This is a genomic window from Clostridium aquiflavi (assembly GCF_031344075.1).
GTDB lineage: Bacteria > Bacillota > Clostridia > Clostridiales > Clostridiaceae > Clostridium > Clostridium aquiflavi.
This window is the reverse complement of the sequence record NZ_JAVJAN010000049.1, coordinates 1-19344: the sequence shown is the minus strand read 5'-3', so window position 1 is coordinate 19344 and position 19344 is coordinate 1. Positions and strand designations below refer to the sequence as shown.

The 19344-nt window shown below is 26.2% G+C and carries 15 protein-coding genes; 14 read left to right on the top strand and 1 reads right to left on the bottom strand.

Annotated elements, in window-relative coordinates; genetic code table 11:
• The first annotated feature begins 154 nt into the window (after positions 1-154).
• The 12 genes from RGC78_RS14460 (at position 155) to RGC78_RS14405 (ending at position 15425) form a co-directional block, all read left to right on the top strand.
• A complete protein-coding gene (locus tag RGC78_RS14460; protein WP_309556867.1) occupies positions 155-1846 on the top strand; it encodes a GspE/PulE family protein in 1692 nt (563 codons plus the stop codon).
• An 88-nt stretch (positions 1847-1934) separates the two neighbouring features.
• On the top strand, positions 1935-3137 hold the full coding sequence (locus RGC78_RS14455) for a type II secretion system F family protein (RefSeq protein WP_309556866.1): 1203 nt from the start codon (positions 1935-1937) through the stop codon (positions 3135-3137).
• Positions 3138-3385: 248 nt separating this feature from the next.
• Positions 3386-3838 (top strand): prepilin-type N-terminal cleavage/methylation domain-containing protein, encoded by a 453-nt coding sequence (locus tag RGC78_RS14450; protein WP_309556865.1) that lies wholly within the window; start codon positions 3386-3388, stop codon positions 3836-3838.
• A gap of 203 nt (positions 3839-4041) precedes the next feature.
• Positions 4042-4503, top strand: coding sequence for a type II secretion system protein (locus RGC78_RS14445; protein ID WP_309556864.1), 462 nt, complete (start codon positions 4042-4044; stop codon positions 4501-4503).
• 209 nt (positions 4504-4712) lie between these two features.
• A complete protein-coding gene (pilM, locus tag RGC78_RS14440; protein WP_309556863.1) occupies positions 4713-5879 on the top strand; it encodes a pilus assembly protein PilM in 1167 nt (388 codons plus the stop codon).
• Positions 5880-5893: 14 nt separating this feature from the next.
• Positions 5894-6457: a PilN domain-containing protein gene (locus RGC78_RS14435; protein WP_309556862.1), complete on the top strand. Its 564-nt coding sequence runs from the start codon at positions 5894-5896 to the stop codon at positions 6455-6457.
• Between the two features lie 16 nt (positions 6458-6473).
• The gene (locus tag RGC78_RS14430; RefSeq protein ID WP_309556861.1) at positions 6474-7787 is read left to right on the top strand and encodes a pilus assembly protein PilO; all 1314 of its coding nucleotides are present in this window, start codon (positions 6474-6476) and stop codon (positions 7785-7787) included.
• Positions 7788-7796: 9 nt separating this feature from the next.
• A complete protein-coding gene (locus tag RGC78_RS14425) occupies positions 7797-8783 on the top strand; it encodes a type IV pilus modification PilV family protein (protein WP_309556860.1) in 987 nt (328 codons plus the stop codon).
• An 11-nt stretch (positions 8784-8794) separates the two neighbouring features.
• The gene (locus RGC78_RS14420) at positions 8795-11203 is read left to right on the top strand and encodes a hypothetical protein (RefSeq protein WP_309556859.1); all 2409 of its coding nucleotides are present in this window, start codon (positions 8795-8797) and stop codon (positions 11201-11203) included.
• 16 nt (positions 11204-11219) lie between these two features.
• On the top strand, positions 11220-11723 hold the full coding sequence (locus RGC78_RS14415) for a PilW family protein (protein ID WP_252229376.1): 504 nt from the start codon (positions 11220-11222) through the stop codon (positions 11721-11723).
• Positions 11724-11796: 73 nt separating this feature from the next.
• On the top strand, positions 11797-14751 hold the full coding sequence (locus RGC78_RS14410; protein ID WP_252211687.1) for a vWA domain-containing protein: 2955 nt from the start codon (positions 11797-11799) through the stop codon (positions 14749-14751).
• A 134-nt stretch (positions 14752-14885) separates the two neighbouring features.
• Positions 14886-15425 carry a transposase gene (locus RGC78_RS14405; RefSeq protein WP_252211688.1) on the top strand — a complete coding sequence of 180 codons (540 nt, stop codon included), beginning with the start codon at positions 14886-14888 and terminating at the stop codon, positions 15423-15425.
• Positions 15426-15462: 37 nt separating this feature from the next.
• On the opposite strand, the gene RGC78_RS14400 is transcribed toward RGC78_RS14405, so the two are convergent.
• On the bottom strand, positions 15463-16659 hold the full coding sequence (locus tag RGC78_RS14400) for a pyridoxal phosphate-dependent aminotransferase (RefSeq protein ID WP_309556858.1): 1197 nt from the start codon (positions 16657-16659) through the stop codon (positions 15463-15465).
• Positions 16660-16887: 228 nt separating this feature from the next.
• On the opposite strand from RGC78_RS14400, the gene RGC78_RS14395 reads away from it, so the two are divergent.
• Positions 16888-18132, top strand: coding sequence for a methyl-accepting chemotaxis protein (locus tag RGC78_RS14395; RefSeq protein ID WP_252211690.1), 1245 nt, complete (start codon positions 16888-16890; stop codon positions 18130-18132).
• Between the two features lie 295 nt (positions 18133-18427).
• Positions 18428-19189: a peptidoglycan recognition protein family protein gene (locus RGC78_RS14390; RefSeq protein ID WP_309556857.1), complete on the top strand. Its 762-nt coding sequence runs from the start codon at positions 18428-18430 to the stop codon at positions 19187-19189.
• Positions 19190-19344: the final 155 nt, after the last annotated feature.

The following is a 19344-nucleotide window of genomic DNA, read 5'->3' as shown; positions in this document are numbered from 1 at the left end:
AGCTTTATTTTAGAGTTCTTAAAGTAAATTCCTCTGTCCATGAGCTTTATACTACAATATCAACACTGTTTTAAAACATAGCCATAATATAAAATATTTTTAAATATAGGAGAGATTGTAATATAAGAAATAGAAGAGAGTGGGTGAATGTTTCATGGCAATTGAAAAAAAAAGATTAGGTAATATTCTTATAAATGCAGGAAAAATAAATAGTTATCAGTTGCAAGAAGCATTAAAATCACAAAAAATTCTTGGGAAAAAACTAGGAGAGATACTAGTAGATAGTAATGTTATTACAGAAGAAGAAATAATAGAGTCTGTTGAACAACAAACAGGAATAAAAAAGGTAGACTTAAATACAATAAGCTTTGATAAAAAAGCAATATCAATAATACCTAAAAACTTATGTAACAAATATTCACTAATACCTTTCGGATTTGATAATAATAAAATAAAAGTAGCTATGGTAGATCCACTTAATATTTTTGCAATAGATGATGTTGCAATCTCAACAGGTTTTGAAATAGAAACATTCATATCTAAAAAAAATGACATAAAAAAATTTATAGAAGTATATTATAGTAGTCAGCAAATTAGTATGGCTGCTAAACAGTTAGCTCAAGAAAGTTCAGAGTTAAAAAAGAAAAATATTATAAATATTGAAGAAATAGATGATGTAAAGAATGCACCTGTTGTAAAAATGGTTGAATATCTGTTCAAAAATTCAATAGAGATGAATGCATCAGATATACATATAGAACCATTTGAAAATGAGATAAGAATAAGGTATAGAATAGATGGACAATTACAAACAGTAAATGTTTTAAATATAGATAGTTTAGGTCCATTGATAACAAGAATAAAAATTCTTGCTGGGCTTAATATAGCAGAAAAAAGAATACCTCAAGATGGAAGAATAATGGCGAATATAGGAGAAAATGATGTAGATCTTAGGGTATCAATATTGCCAGTAGTACATGGAGAAAAAGTAGTTATAAGAATATTAAATACATCTAATTATAATGTAAGCAAGGATAAATTAGGTATAAATGAAAAAAATTTAAAGAAAATAGATAAAATAATATCAAATCCATATGGGATAGTATTAGTTACTGGTCCAACAGGTAGTGGAAAATCAACAACATTATATAGTATTTTAAGTGAATTAAATTCTACTAATGTAAATATAGTTACAGTAGAGGATCCTGTTGAATATACTTTACCAGGAATTAATCAAGTTAATGTAAATACAAGAGCAGGACTTACATTTGCAAGTGGACTTAGAAGTATATTAAGGCAAGATCCGGATATAGTTATGATTGGTGAAATACGAGATAATGAAACAGCAGAAATAGCTATAAAAGCAGCTATAACAGGACATTTAGTATTAAGTACACTCCATACAAATGATGCACCATCATCAATAGTAAGACTTATAGATATGGGAATAAAACCATATTTAGTTTCTACTTCACTTGTTGGAATATTAGCTCAAAGACTAGTGAGAAAGATTTGTGATAAATGTAAAGTATCTTATGAAGCTAGTAAATATGAAAAGGAAATATTAGGAGTAAAATCAGGAGAAAAATTAACTTTATATAAGGGTGAAGGTTGTGGATATTGTAATAACACAGGATATTCAGGAAGAACTGGTGTATATGAAATTATGGAAATGACAAGAAAGCATAGAGAGGCTATAAATGATGGAGCTAATTCTGATATTTTAAGAGATATATCAATGAAGAATGGTATGACAACTTTAGGAATGGAGTGTATAGACTTAGTTGTTAAAGGAATAACTACAATAACAGAACTTGCTACAGTAACGCTTATAAAAGAACAGTAATGTTAATTATATTTTAAATTATTAAAAATATAATTAATATATATAAATTATTATACAAAGGATCATATTTTACTAGGGGGGAGAAGCTATGGCTAACTTTAAATATAGAGCAATGAATACAGATGGAGAAAAAATTGAAGGAACTCATGAAGCTGATTCTAAGGGAGAAGTCATAGAATTTATTTCATCTAATGGGTATTACCCCTTAATGGTAGAAGAAATAATTAAAAGTAAAAAAATTGAATTTAAATTTAATAACAAGATCAAATTTAAAGATCTTTCAATATTTTGTAGACAATTTTATACAATGTTAGATGCAGGCGTACCAATACTTACTTGCTTAGATATATTGACTAGTCAAACTACAAATAAAAAACTAAAAGAAACATTAAAAGAAGTTGAAGAGGATGTAGAAAAAGGAGGAATACTATCTGATGCCATGAGAAAACATAATGAAGTTTTTCCAAATCTTTTAGTAAGTTTAGTTGCGGCAGGTGAAGAAAGTGGTAACTTAGATAGCATAATGCTTAGAATGGCCAATCATTATGAAAAAGAAAATAAAGTAAATAATAAGGTTAAAAATGCAATGATATATCCAATAATATTGGGATTGGTAGCAATTTCAGCAGTTATATTTATATTAACTTATATTATGCCTACATTTACGACTATGTTTACTGAAAATGGAATAAGTTTACCATGGAGTACTAGATTTTTACTTTGGTTAAGTGGTTCATTAAAGGAAAATTGGTTTATGATCTTGCTTGCAATAATAGGAATTATTATTGCAATTAAATATATTTTTAAAACAGAACGTGGCGTAATTGCAGCAAGCAAGTTAAAGCTCAAATTACCAGTCATTAGAAGACTTAATGAAATGATTATAGTGTCCAGATTTACAAGAACTTTATCAACATTACTTTCAAGTGGATTACCATTAGTACAAGCTTTAGATATAGTTATGAGTGTTATTGATAATAAAATAGCTCAAAATGCAATAATAAAAGTTAAAGAACAAGTAGTAAGAGGAGAAACATTAAACTCCTCATTAAAAGAAACTGGTGTTTTTCCACAAATGTTGTATTCAATGATTAAAATCGGTGAAGAAACAGGATCTCTCGATGAGATTTTAAATAAGACCGCTGATTTTTATGATGAAGAATTGGAAACAACAATACAAGGAACAGTTGCACTAATGGAACCAGCATTAATAGTCATAATGGGTCTTATAATAGGATTTATAATAATTTCAATAATGATTCCGATGTTTGATAGTTATAATCAAATTTAAAGCTTTGTTTTTAGTTAATGTTGATATTTTAGTATAAAGCTCATGGACTGAGAAATTTACTTTAAGAATACTAGAACAAAGATTAGTCTAATTAATGCGTGCTCCAAATGAAATATTTGGACAAGCAATTAATTCAACAAATCTTTATTAAGAATTCTAAAAAGCAAATTTCAATACCAACTCGCCATTATACTAAAATATTAATAATAATTTAAAACAAGATCAATAATTTATAAGGGGGATTCTCTATGAATAACTTATCAATCAAATCAATGTCAAATCAAATCTCAAAGAAAAAGAAGAAAGGTTTTACATTAGTAGAACTTATCATCGTTATTGCAATCATTGGAATATTGGCAGCAATTGCTATTCCTAAATTTGGACAAGTAACTAAGGATGCAAACTTAAAAGCTGATATTGCAACTGCGAAGAATCTTCATGGTGTAGCAGCGATGCTAGTAGCTAAAGGAGATAAAAGTTTAAAAGATTTAAGTGATGCAGATGTAACAGCAGAAGTATGGAAAAATATTGATGGTAAAAAAACAACAACAAAATTAACTAATAAAGACTTTGTAGTTAATATTGATAAAGATAGTGGAAATATAACAGTAACTGATGGGACAAATTCAATATATCCTGATTCTACAGATTACGCAAAAATAAAAGATGAAGACAAAGATAAGAACAAAGATAATAAGTAACGACAATTTTAAGTTAAAGAAAATAAATAATTAAATAACTATATCTAAGTGTAAAGTCTAATTTTAGGCTTTACACTTTCTAATATGTAGATAAGTAAAGTTAAAATTTATAAGAAGAATTTCTTTTAACTTTAAAAATAACATAGTGAGTTATTATATTTTAATTAAAATATAAATTTTGCATTTAAAGGGGGACATTAATAATGTTTAAGGATTCAGTATTAAGATTTACATTAAAGAAAAGAAAAAAAGGATTTACATTAGTAGAACTTATTATTGTTGTAGCAATTGTTGGAATATTAGCAGGTATTGCTATTCCTAAGTTTGGACAAGTAACTAAGGATGCAAATATAACAGCTGATATTGCCAGTGCTAAAACTTTACATGGAGTAGCAGCGACGCTAATAGCAGATGGTACTATTGCAATTAAGCCAAGCACTGGAGAATATCCGGACAATGTGACAAAAGCTGTAGAATCTAGACTTGATGGAGAAAAATATCCTAAAGTTAAAGCATTAGATGGATATGAATTTGCAGTTGGAATTTATAAAATGGATGATATAAGAGTATTTGTCACCACTAATAAGACTGGTGAAGATGTAATAGAAGTATATCCAAATGGTAAAGGAATATATGAGATTGAAAATAAAGGAGCAGATAAATAAAAATATTATATTTAAAGAAGTTAAATTGTAAAGCTTATTTTAACTTTACAATTTAATATATACATAATATTTAAAGTTTAAGATTAACAAATTAAAATAATTTAAGAATTTCAATAATCATTGTTCTTGGAATTAAAATTATAAACTTTTCAGATTAAATATATGACATAAAAGATAAGTATTTAATAAGGGAGGGAATTTTTAATAAAGTGGGTAAATTAAATTTTGATTTTAGTAAATTAAAAGACTTTATGAATTTAGACATAAAGGATTTAAAGACTAAATTATTTAAAGATAATAAAAAACATAAATCTATTAAAATTAGAAAAGAAAAAAAGAGAAAAGTTGTAGCGTTTGATATCGGAAGTACAAATATAAAGATAGCAGAGGGCACATATTATAAAGGTGTATTATCGGTTGAAAAATTAATAGACACTGTTACACCAGCTGAAGCAATTATTGATGGTAGTATTGAAAAAAAAGAAGCACTTGTTTCAATTTTGCAAAAGGTATTAAGTGATAATGGAATAAATGCAAAGGAAGGAATATGTACAAATAATTCATCTTTAATTATAAATAGAGAAATTCTTATTCCAGATGTAAAAGAAGAGGAATTAGATACTGTTGTAAGGTATGAAATACAGCAATATTTACCTATAAACTTAGACGATTATATATTACAAATCACTATGATAGGTGAAGAATTTTCTGATGATGGTAAAAAATTAGAAGTTAGAGCAATTGCTTATCCAGAAAAGATGGCTAGAGGATATTATGATCTTTTAATGGCTTTAAATTTAAAGCCACTTGCTTTAGATGTTAACTATAATGCTTTAAATAAATTACTTAATTATATAGAGGTTATAAATGAACATAAATTAAATATTGAAGAGGCTGTTGTATTTATTGATATGGGAGCAACTAGTTTGGATGTAAATATATATAATAATGGAATATTAAAATTCACAAGAATAATAAAGGCGGGCGGAAAATATATCGATGAAATTTTATATGAAAATGTGAATATTCCAATAGAAGAATTAGAAAATTTTAAAGTAAATAACATAGATTTAAAAGAAGACGAACTAGATTTTCAAAATCATATAATTATAGGTACTTTAGATGAATGGATAGATAAAGTAGAAAAAATAATACAATTTTATAAGACTAAAAATTTTGGTGATGATGTTAATAAAATATTCATATATGGAAGAACATCCAGGATTAAAAATTTAGAAGAGTATATAACATCTAGAATTGGAATAAAAACAATAAAAATAAGAAATATTCCCCAAATAATTAATGATTCTAATATTGATATTGGTGAAAATATAGATAACTTCATTAATGTTATTGGTTCACTTATAAGGTTATAGGGGGGAGGTTTAATATGCGAGATATAAACTTTTTTAGTTCCTATAAAGGAAAGAATCAAGAAAAAAGAAGTGCTATGATATATATTTATGGAGCTATGGGCATTATTGGAGGATTAATAATCATAACTTTAATTTTTAATAGTGCTAGGATATTAATATTAAATAAAAATATAGAGAATTATAATGAAAAACTAAATAATTCAGAAATACAGCAAAAATTTTCTGAAGCTGAAAAAGTGAATGATAAAATAAGCACTTTGACTAAATATGATACAACATTAAATGATGTATTATCTAGGGTAAATAATAGGAATAATGTTTCAGATTTAGTATTAACTGATATCAATTCAACCATACCATCTCAAATTTCATTTAAAACTTTACAAATTAATAATGATGCCTTAACAATTCAAGGAGTATCATCAAGTAGGGATGCAGTAGGGGAATTTCAACATAATTTAAAAGAATTATCAATTATGAAAGAAGTATTTGTTAATTCTATAGATGTTGATAGTTCAATAGAAGGTCAATATTCCTTTGATATTAAATGTGTATTAGGCATATTAAATGTGCCTTAAAGGAGTGTAATTTAATATGAAAATAAGTAAAAGGGAAAAAGTAATGTTAAGTGTACTTGCGATTGTTCTTATTGGATTTTTTTATTATAAATTTATATACTTAAATCAAACTTCAAAGATAGCAGATAAGAGTAAAAATAAAAATGAATTAGAACAAAAATATAATAATATTATAAATACTATAAATTCATTAGATGACAAGAAAAGTGAAATAAAGATTTTAAATACTAAAGTGTCATATAAAGCAGATTCGTTTTATCCAACTATAAGTCAAGAACATTTAATATTAGAATTAGACAAGTTGTTAAAAGATAGTGGTCTTGAAGGTGGTTTTATATTTAACAAGATAGAGGTAGCAGAAGTACCTGAAACAGAGAAAACTCAGGAGAATTTAAAGGAAAGTACAATTACTCAAATGACTGAAAAATATAATGATAAGATTAATAGTATTATTGAAAAAAATAATTCTTCATCTGAGAGTGATAATTCAAAAAGTGAATCAAATTCAGATGAGTCTTTATTAAATGATTCAAAAGATACACAACATAAAAGTAAGTCATCAAGCAATAGTGAAAATAGTTTAGGTGAAAATGATAGTAACTACAAGGAAGAGGTAGAACAAATAAAGTTTGAATTGAATTTTTCAGGATCATATGCATCACTAGATACTTTTTTGAATTCTATTAGAAATTATGAAAGAAAAATAATTGTAAATTCTATAATTATATCTGAAAAAACTATAGATCAAGTAACAGGAACAATGAGTTTAGAGATATATGCTATGCCTAAAATAAATGATGACTTGGAAAAATATTTGAACTGGACTGTGAATAATATTTATGGTAAATCGTCGCCTTTTAGCTTAGATGGTTCAGTTGGAAATGTAATAACAGATGGTGAAAAGACAGATAGTGATTTTCTAGTTTCGGTGAAATCAATAACTTCAGAGTTACCAAGTATTATAATGGGAAAAAGTAATGATAAATCAAAAGCTACTTATATATATGCAAATAATAATGATGTAGAAGAAGTGGAAATTATAATAACAGAAATGTATGATAAATACTACTATAAATATAAGACATCAAATGGAAGCTATCCTATTGATTACAATGGATTAGGAGAAGAATTTATAGTGAATTCAGATAATATAAATATAAAAGTTTTAAGTGAAAACAGAGTTAATTCAAATGATAAATCAGGATTAAAAATAAATATTATAAATAAAACTGATAAATTAGTTAATGTGGAAATAGACAGTGATGATTCAAAAAATGCAAGAGTAACAGTAGATGGTGATAGTAAAAATATAAGTGTTAATAATAAGTAGGGATGATTTATGAAAAATTTGTATAAAAGGGACAGAGAGTTTACTTTAAAAATAAATCACAAAAACAGAGGTTTCACACTAGTAGAAGTAATATTAGCATTTGCAATTTTTGCAATAATAATGAGTGGAACATATGGCATCGTTATGACATCTATGAGAAATAATAAAGCAGGTGAAGTTAAACAAATAGCTACATTGTATGGACAGCAGATATTTGAAGATATTAAGAGTGGAGAAATGAAAAAAAATGATGATATAAATTATGAACTTTCAGGAATAAACTTTAAAGAGATTTCTTCCAATGAGAACAAAAAAGAATTTCAAGGGGATAAAGAATTTGGCAATGGATATAGTGCAAAGATAGCTTTAAAAAAGGTAAATAGCATTTCCTTAGATAAAGATAGCAGTAACTTAGAAGAAAATAATTATTATTTAAATAAGGAAAGTGAAAATAATAATAAAGTATATGAATTTAAATACAATATTGAAACTTATGAAAATGGTTCATCAGTAAAAATAGAAAATAGTAAAGGTAACAATATTACAATTACTAATGTTGATGAAAAATTAAATATTATTATAGAAACAGAGACCGCTTCAAATAAAAAGAATGTATTAATAAAATCAAATAATTCATCTGGGGAGTTAGAAGACAGCAAAGCAATAAATAGTGGTAGTAAAGATAATCAGATAAAGATAATTTTTAATTTTTATAATTTAAAATTTGAAAATGTAGACGGAAAAACTCAATATAAGGATGTAGAGATAGAAGTATATAATAAGGATAATATTCCATTAAATATAGAATTGCAAAAATCAAAAGAATTAAAAGTAGGTTTAATTACTAAAGAAGGGAAAGTAAGAGAGTTTACTAATAGATCAGAGAACGAAGATTTTGGGTTAGGTGAATTATATGATATAGAAGTTAAAATACAATATAACAAAGGAAATACTGAATTTGTAGGTAATGCTATGTACAATATTTATATAAAGTAGGCGGTGATTAAATGAAGAAAAAACAAAAAGGATCTAGTTTAATTACTGTAGTTATTATTTTTACTATTTTAATTACGGTAGGAACAGCATTGTTATCTATGACTGTTGGAGACTACAAAATGAGAATTAAAGAAAGTAGAAAAATTAAAAATTTATATTCATCAGATTCAGGTTTAGATGTGGCATATGATGTTATTGTTAAAACATTTGATGGTGCAGTTAAATTTGGAGATTTTAAAGCAAGACAGCTTAAAGCTGGACAATGTAAGGGTGGTCCTAATTTAGAAAAATATAATGAGGCTAAAAAAGAATTTGAAGCTGCTAAGAAAAAAACTTATAGTACTGATGCAAAAAGAAGAAAAGCTATAAGAGCAGCAGAAAAAAAGTTTAATGAAAAAGTAAAAATGTTATCGGACTTAGAATTTAAGAGATGTTTTAGAGTGTTTATATCTAAAGAAAAGAGTCCAGACACTGATTCAGAAGGAGATATACCTAACAACATACTAGCATACTCAATTTGTAATCAAAGATATAGTGATATTGATTTATCAGATAAAAACCTAGATGAAGATATAAAGTCAAATGATTTTAAATATTCATCATCAATAAAATTTACAAATGAAGAAAGTAAACCAGAACTTTTTGTATGCAGTAAGGATAGTGTAGATAAGCTAAAAGAAATAGTAAATGAAGATGGAAAAGACAAAGATTTGACTTCAATAAAGGATGATATTTATGGAATTTCCTATGATTCAAACAATGATGCATTTAAGATTCAGGTAACTTCAAAATTTATAGATAAAAGCAAAAATAATAATGATATTACTAAAAATAATCTTAGAATAGTTCAAGAAACCTATACAATAAATGTCCCTAATAATGAAGATGTAAGTTTTAGGGAAAGTACTGGAGTTGTTGGTACACTTGATGATGTTAAAAATATATCATCAATAATAGTGGGAAAAAACATGAAATCTGATGGTTACAATCATCAAGGAATATATGATAATGAATTTTTTAAATTAAATATAAATGGAAATATATTTGTTCAAGGAAATAAAAAGGAAGATGGAAATCGTGTTTACTCCAAATATAGAGGTGGGATAAACATAAATACTAGTGAAGTTATATTTAATGGTGAAGTAAATACAGCAAGTACATTTAATATTGAAGATAATGCGAAATCTACAGTAAATGGAAACTTATATGCACTGAATATTTTTGCAGGTAAAACTACTGATGGAAAATATGCCAATGAATTTGGGGGAAGTTCTAGTTTAAATATAAATGGGCAAGCTGTATTAGATAATGACTTAACACTTAAAGGTGTAGATACAAGTATAAAAATAAAAGAATTTTATGGATTAAATGATAAGAATATTGAGTCATCTAAAAACAATACTTCAGATAAACTAGAAAGAACATCTAGTAGCATTATAGTTAACGGTAATAAAAAATCAGGAGTAAAAATAACAGATTCAGCATATATTATGGGGGTTGCACATATAGCTGATGGTGATATTTCATATACCACTGGAGAATCAACAGGGGTAAAGGGAAATTATATAGCTTATGTAGACGAGAAAATAGCAAGATCAAATGATCCCTATGATGTAGGAAATTATATATCAGGAAATCTTCAAGATAAGAGTGAAAAGTTTACTAATTATTGGGATGACGGTAGAAAAGAAATAATTGATACTGGTGGGATAGAGCTTCCAGAAAAAACTTATGCCATAGGGGCTATTGTATATAAAGATGCAAATGGAAATACAGTTATTAAAGATAAAACTTATGAAATTAATGTTGAAGATTCTATAAGATCAAAAAAAGAGGAGTTCGGTAAGAAAGTTTATAATTTAAGTAGAGAAACATCTAAGGATATTGCAATGGAGTTATATAACAATATGGGAAATAACAAAAATCCTATTGAATCAATTATAAATTTAGAAAATATACCAAATAGTTATGATTTAAATGATTCAATAAATAAAAGTAAAAAAGCCATATTTAATAGTGATTCTGATACAACTATAGTTATAAAAGGAAAAGGATCAACTACTAGTAATGATTGGGAAAATAACAAATTAATTATATTAGATTCTGGAAATGTAAATTTAGATTTAGATGCTGTTATAGTTACAGCTGGTGATGTAATTATTGATGGAAATGTTAAATTTAAAGGAAATATAATTACAGAAGGAAATTTAAAAGTCCAAGGCTTTGGAGATAAGACTATAACTTATGATAACGATACTATAGAGGAAATATATAAATATAATAAAGATGTATTTAATTCTGTATTTGTTGATGATACAAAGGACTTAAAAGATAGTACTGATGATGAAACAAGATTTATAAATGTTGACTATGATTTAAATAAATTCTTAAGTAGCAGGTTATGGAAGATAATAAGATAGTAGGGAGGTGGATTTAATGTTTAGGATAAAGAAAAAAGGTTTTACCTTAACAGAACTAATAATAGTTATGGCGTTAACACTTGTTATATTAGGAATGATATTTCAAATGTTTAATACTAATAATAGAATTATATCTGATGTAGACATTAGATCCACTTTACAAAATGAAGGACAAGCAATACAAGAGAAATTAAGTGAAATTGGAATGCAAGCAAATAGCATGGATTATAAAGAAGAAAACAATGATGTAAAATCTATAAATTTTGTAGTATTGAATGAAGATGAAAGTAAGAGTGAATTTGAAATAAAGAAAGAGGGTACAGAGCTTACTATAGTTGAATGTGAAGAAGAAAAAAACAAAATAAGCACAAAAAAGTTATCAAATAATTTAAATAAAATAAATATAAAATCTAGAAATGATAAATCTGCACAAATAGAGATTATATTATCTAAAAAAATGGGTTATAGTGACATAAAATATCCAGTGAATGTAAAATTTGCATTTAGAAATAAATATTAAAGACAAAGTTATTTAAACCTAATAGTATATGAAAGTTTTAGAGTTTCATATAAAAATAAAGAGGGTGAATTTAATGAGAAAAATCAAAAGTTATATGTCTAAATTAATAAATACAAAGAGAAGGAAAGATACTTTCATTGGGGTTGTAAGTATCTTTTTAATTGTGGCTATGATAAGTGGGCAACTTATAGTTGTCAATGCAATAGATAGAGGAATTTCTGATAAGCCATCATTTGATGTGGAAATAACATCAGTAACTCCAGAAAATCCAGTTATTGGAGAAGACATAAAGGTTGATGGAAAGATAATTCCAAGTGATTTTAAATGTAATATTCCTAAAAAAGAAATTGTATTAGTACTAGATACTTCAGGAAGTATGAAAGATTCTAAAATAAAAAAAATGAAGAATGCAGCAATAGAGTTTGTAAATAAAATAAAGAAAATACCTAATTTAGATATTGATATAGTTACTTATTCAACTAGCGGTTATACTTATTTAAATAATGGAAATACAGAAAAAGATTTATTAAAAATTATAAATTCTATTAAAGCTGATGGCGGAACTAATACTGGAGAAGGTTTAAGAAAAGCTACTTATATTTTAGATTTAGAAAAAAATAAGAATGCAGATAAATCTATTGTATTTATGTCAGATGGAATGCCAACCTATTATTCTATACTAGCAAAATACTATTGGTGGGATTTTCTTAAGCTATTTCCGTATAAATCATATTATGATGAAATAAATAATGAAATGATTTATACAGATGATCATATTTGGGAAATTAATAAAAGAAATCCTAGAGTTGAAGGTAGTGGTAAAGAAGAATCAAATAATGTAGATAAATCAACTAATTATGCGACTACTATAGGTAATATAATCAAAACAAAGAAATATAATATATATTCAATTGGATATGCACTAGGAGATGAGAATAGTACAGGAAATATGTTAATGAAGAAGATACATGAATCTATGGGCGGAATTGTAGGAGAAGATGGAACATTTTTTATGTCAGATGAAAATGCTATAAATGAAGTGTTTAACAATATAGGTGACAAGATAATTGCTGGGTATACTATTAAAGATGTTAAGTTAAATCTAAATTTAAATGATAATTTCAGTTTAAATATAGGTGGAAATTCAGTCAATATAAATAATATAAAATATATAGTTGATGAGAGAAGAAGCGATAATAAGGAAGTAGTTTATCATGCAGAACCAGTGCCATTCTCGTTTATAATTAAAGGAAAAGCGCCTGGAACCTATGAAGATATATTTAAAGACTCATTTATAAATATTCCTTGGAATAATGAGGATATAAAACTTAATGTGTCTAGAATAAATATAAATATATCAGAAAATAACTTACCTAATATAAATGCAGAAGTTAAATCTAATAAGAATGAATGCACATTGAACGAAAATATTAATTTTAATTGTATAGTAGCACCAGAACCATTTAAGTTTAATAGTAATAGTGAAATTAGTAGTCCTAAAGATGTGGTTATTTTATTAGATGTATCAACTGCAATGAAAGATAAGATTGGAGAAAATACAAGTGCATCTAATAATAAACCACAAAAGGGAGTGGATGGAATAGTAGAACAATCAATATTTAATAAATTATTAAGCAATAATTTATTACAAGGTGTAAAAACCAGATATGATATAGTTACTTATTGTCATAAAGTATGTGATACATCTATTGATGATATTGATATCAGCTGTAATAGTGAAAGTGATTATGCTGATAAATTCAAAACTAATGTACTTAATAACATTTATTTATATGATTCTAATAAAAGAAATATAAGCCAAGCATTAAAACTTGCAGGGCAAATTCTTGATGATGGAATCAGAGAACCATTTACTAATAAAATTGATGAAGGACGTGGAGCTGCCACTAAAAATATAATTATAATTGGTGGAGGTAGTATTAATTTAAATGAGGATGGATTACAGGATGAAATAAATAGTATAAGAGAAAAAAGATATAATAATATAATTACTGCTAATTTAGGTAACATTGATTCTGGAAGTAGTGAACCTAATAACAATTTAAAAGATTTACACTATAACTTAATTGGAAAAAAAGACAATGGTGATAATATATTAGAAAAAAAGGAAAATAAGTATTTTATAAATGTAAACTATAGAAACATTGATACTTCTAATCCAGAAAATATATTTTCGGATAGCAATAATTTAAATTCTAATAATTTTATACAAAATAATATTCTCCAAGATATAGCAAGAATATTAATGGGAGAAAAACAGAAAGAATATAATCTTGATATAACACTTAAATTTAATATAGGCTCAAATTTTAAAGTGGTATCAGGTATTAATTCATGTGAGGAGGAAGGGTATGATTATCATAGTCCCATAATAAATGTAAAATATATATTTAATGAAACTACTAAACAATATGAATCAACACCATTACCATATGATTTTATAATACAGCCAAGAGTAACAGGAGAATTAGGTTTTGGAGGTAATAATCATATAATATATAATAATTTAATTGGCAATGAAATTAGAAAGCCTATTAAAATACCTAAAACAATAGTAATAACTGGTTTGAAGCACGGAGTATATACTGGTATAGTTGGCGGTGCTCCAAGGATAAATAGTGGAATACCAGAGTGCAATAAAAATTCTAGCATTAATTTTGGAGCTTATTTTAAATATAATGGAGAATCAAAAGCTACACTAAATATTAGTGAAGAAAATGAAGTGGGAATTGATGAACCAATTAATATTTATAAGATAAAAAGTAATAATGAGTTACAATTATTAAATACTATTGAAGCATCATTAAGTAAATCATATAGCATAAATTTAAGTGAATTAGGTTTAACCAGTGGTGATAATGTTTTAATAGTGTACAATGAAAAAATTATAGTATCAGGGGAAACGCAATTACCTAAGACATTTGTTAATACTATAAAATTAGATAATAGTAATCCATTAAATGCATCAGTTAATATTACAGATTTAGAAATACCAGAATTATTCTGATGTTGGTGACAGTCACTTTTTCATGTTGGTGACTGTCACCCATGTTCTGTGGTGACAGTCACCAGCATGGACTAAAATGAATAAAATTACTTTAGATGTTCATAATTATAGAAAAAAGCTTAAGGAGAATATTTATGAGCAGGAAAAATAGAGAATGGTATCAAAATTCTATTATGCATGTAACTTCTAGAGGAAATCGTAGAAATTATATTTTTGCAGAAGATAGAGATTATAGAGTTTATATAAATTTAATTAAGGAATGTATAGAATATTTTGAAGGTGAATTTGAAGTATTGGGATATACTTTGATGACGAATCATATTCATTTACATATTCAAACTAAAGAAATTCACATAGGATTTTTTATGAAAAGGCTTAATAATGCCTATGCAAAGTATTTTAATAAGAAATATAACTATGTTGGACACCTTTTTCAAGAACGATATTGGTCACAAGTAATTAGTAATGATATTCAGATGTTAGAAACAAGTAAATATATTCATCTTAATCCAGTGAGGGCAAATATGGTAAAAAAACCTGAAGAATATAAATGGAGCAGTTATTGTGTTTACATAGGAAAGAAAAAAGAAAAGGTAGTAAATTGTAATATGGTATTATCTTTTTTTAAAACTGAGAATTGTCGTGAATTATACAAAAATTATGTAGAGGGGTGACTGTCACCCATGTTCTGTAGTGACAGTCACCAAAGCACTAATGGTGACTGTCACCATATAGTGCCATTAATTTATCAAATGCAGGTAATGAGTTTTTGATTTTCTCATAAGATATGCAGTATGATAATCTTACATAACCTGGACATCCGAAGCTTGAACCAGGAACTAGTAATAAATTAAATTGCTTAGCATCTTCACAGAATTTTTTATCATCTTCAATTGGAGTTTTAGGGAATAAGTAGAATGCGCCTTGAGGTTTTAAGCATTCAAATCCTAAACTAGTTAAATGATTATATAAAAGATCTCTATTTCTCTTATAAATATTTACATCAACTTCAGCATCTAAAGATCTTGCAATAACTCTTTGGAATAATGAAGGTGCATTAACAAATCCAAGAATTCTATTTGCTATGTTTAATGAAGATTTTATGTCAGAGAAAGCATCTATATCATTATTTATAACAACATATCCAATACGTTCTCCTGGTAATGATAAAGATTTACTGTATGAATATCCAATAAATGAATTTTTATAATATTTCAATATACAAGGAACTTTAGCATTATCATAAACTATTTCTCTATATGGTTCATCTGAAATTAAGTAAATGTTAGTACCAAATTCTTTTTGTTTTTCTTCAAGTATAGAAGATAATTTCTTTAAAGCTTCATCTGAATATATAACACCAGTTGGATTATTAGGTGTATTTATTATTACAACCTTAGTTTTAGTTGTGATTTTTTCTCTTAGTGCATCCATATTAGGTTCAAATGTAGACGTATCTGGTTCAACAACAACTAATTTTCCATCATAGTTATTAGTGTAATGTCTATATTCACCAAAATATGGAGCAAAAGTAATAACTTCATCTCCAGGATTTAAAAGTGTTTTTAACATAATATTTAAGCCACCAGCAGCTCCACAAGTCATAACAATATTTTCATTAGAAAGATCTAATTTATATTTATTATTTAAAAATTTACTTATTTCATCTCTAACATCTTCATAACCTGAATTGTTCATATATCCATGAACAAGATTTGGAGATTCTTCACTTAATATCTCATTTATTATATTTTTTATATTTTCAGGAGGTTCAACATTTGGATTTCCAATACTATAGTCAAAGACATTTTCTTCGCCATAAATACTTGAAAGTCGTTTTCCCTCTTCAAACATAGCTCTTATAGCAGAATTATTTGCTACTAAGTTTTTCATTTTATCTGAAATCATTTTTTTCACTCCTTAAATAAATTACTCATAAAGATATTTTAACATAAATTTTGAAATAGTGTTTATTATTACTAAAAATGAGTGGAAAATTATATCTAAAATAATATAAAACTGTAATTAAATGGTTAATTATGAAATATATTAGATGATTATATAATTTAGGTAAATAAAATGTTATAATTAATTTATTTACAAAATTAATATATTTCTCAGGAGGTTTATTGTCAAATGATAAAAGATGTTAGTATAAAAATAAAAATTCTTATGCTGTATATACTTACCTTTGCAGTAGGAATAACTGTAGGAGTTATATTTTCTATTGATTTTAAAATGGAATTTATATTTTTAATTTTATCAATAATAATTATTGCATTTATTTTTATGATTTCAATTAATAGTATTATAAAACCATTAAATAAAATTAAGTCTTTAGCTCAAAGAATGGGAGAAGGAGATTTATCAACAGATATAGTTTTAGAAAGACATGATGAATTTGGACAAATAGTATTAGCTTTAAATAAAGCACAAGGAAATATTAGAAAAACAATTAAAGATACTATAAATAAGTCTTCAAATACTTCTGCTTTAAGTCAACAAATATCTGCATCTATTCAAGAATTAACATCGAATATGGAAAAGATGGATATGTCAACTACTAAAATAGTAAGTGGTATAGAAGATAATAGTAGTACTATTGAAGAATTATCTGCATCTATACAAGAAATTAATGCAAGCATGGAAGAATTAGCAGAAAAGGCACAGACATCAAATGAAAATTCAGAAAGAATAAAACAAAAAGCTGATGAAATAGAAGTTCATAGCAAGACTATAATTGAAGATGCAAAAAATGTATGCCTTGAAAAGGAAGAACGTATTTTAGAAGCAATTGAAGATGCTAAAGTTGTAGAAGAAATAAAAGTTATGGCTGATGCAATAAATGTAATAGCTAAACAAACTAATCTTTTAGCTTTAAATGCAGCAATTGAATCTGCTAGAGCTGGAGAAGCTGGAAAAGGATTTGCTGTAGTTGCAGAAGAAGTTAGAAAATTAGCAGAAGAATCTTCTAAAACAGTTATTACTATTCAAAGCACAATTGATAAAGTTGAAGATGCATTTAGCAATCTTTCAATTCATACTCAAGATATTTTACATTTTATAAAAAATGATATAAAAGATATACTTGTGAAATATGGAGCAGTAGGAAAGTCTTATGAAAAAGATGGATATTTTGTTAATGAGATGTCAACTCAATTATCATCAATGTCTCAAGAAATAGGGGCATCAATGGAGCAAATTAGTGCAGCTATTGAAAGTACAGCAAAGAATTCGGAAGTGACAACAGAGCACTCTCATAATATAAAAAATGGATTACATGAGACATCACAAGCTATGGATCAGGTTGCATCAGTAGTACAACAGGAAGCAGAACTTTCACAAGATTTAAGTGAATTAGTAAAAGAATTTAAATTATAATTAATTTTATACAATGCAAGTATAAATAAGTATGGATAAGTATTTTAATTATTATTATATTAGAATACTTATCCATATTTTTATTTTAGGATCTGTTTTAAATATGTGTTGATATATATATAAGCAAAGTGGACGGAGTAAAATGCCACTTTACCTATTGCATATATCAACATTTTCTTAAAACAGAGCCGTGTTTTAAAATATTTATCTGTATTTATTAACCAATATTTGGAAAAATACTTAAAATGATTTATAATATATTATGTAACCTATGAGAAAGAGGGTTGGATATGTTATGACAAGTATAACCGAAAAAAATAAATATAAAAGTAAATATAGACTTAAGTATAGAAATAAATCACAAATAAAATACAAAATAAGTCCTAAGGAAATAGAGCTAAACATAAAAAAAGAAAGTTTTAAAAATAAGCTTGTATTATTATTAATAGGAATAGTTGTATTGTCACTTGTAACAGGCTATTTAGGGAAATGTAGATATATACGATTTTTAAATGATAATCCTTATTATGAAGGAAATAAAATTAGAATAAGTACTTTGCAAAGAAAATTACCTAGTCTAAAGAAAGAATTAGGTATAAGAGAAGTAGATTATAAATGGTCAGGAGATTTAGAGTATAATAATAAACCAATATTGCTTGTATTTCATCATGCAGCATCTAGTAATTTAACACCATACAAAATACATGAAATGCATGTAGGAAAAAATTGGTCTGGAATAGGATATCACTTTTATATAAGAAAAGATGGGACTATATATAGGGGGAGACCAGAAGAAGCAATAGGAGCACATATAAAAGGGCAAAATAACAATACTCTTGGAATATGTATAGAAGGAAATTTAGAAGAAGAAGAACCAACGGAACAAGAAATTGAAGCATTAGAGAAGTTATCAACATATCTAATAATAAAATACAATATTTCTGGTGTTCAAGGACATGGAGATACGTATGATACTTTATGCCCAGGAGAAAATTTTCCTATGGAAAATGTAAAAGAAGCAATAACAAGTGAAATAAATGAGTTGTCTAATAGTTAAAATTTATAATATTAAAATGTTACCTGTAATCAAGGGATAGTTTTATATATTTGGCTATGTTTTAAAACAGTATTGATATTGTAGTATAAAGCTCATGGACAGAAGTTAAAAATGAAACTCGACTCATTTAGATTCGCTGAGTAAGTTCATGTTTC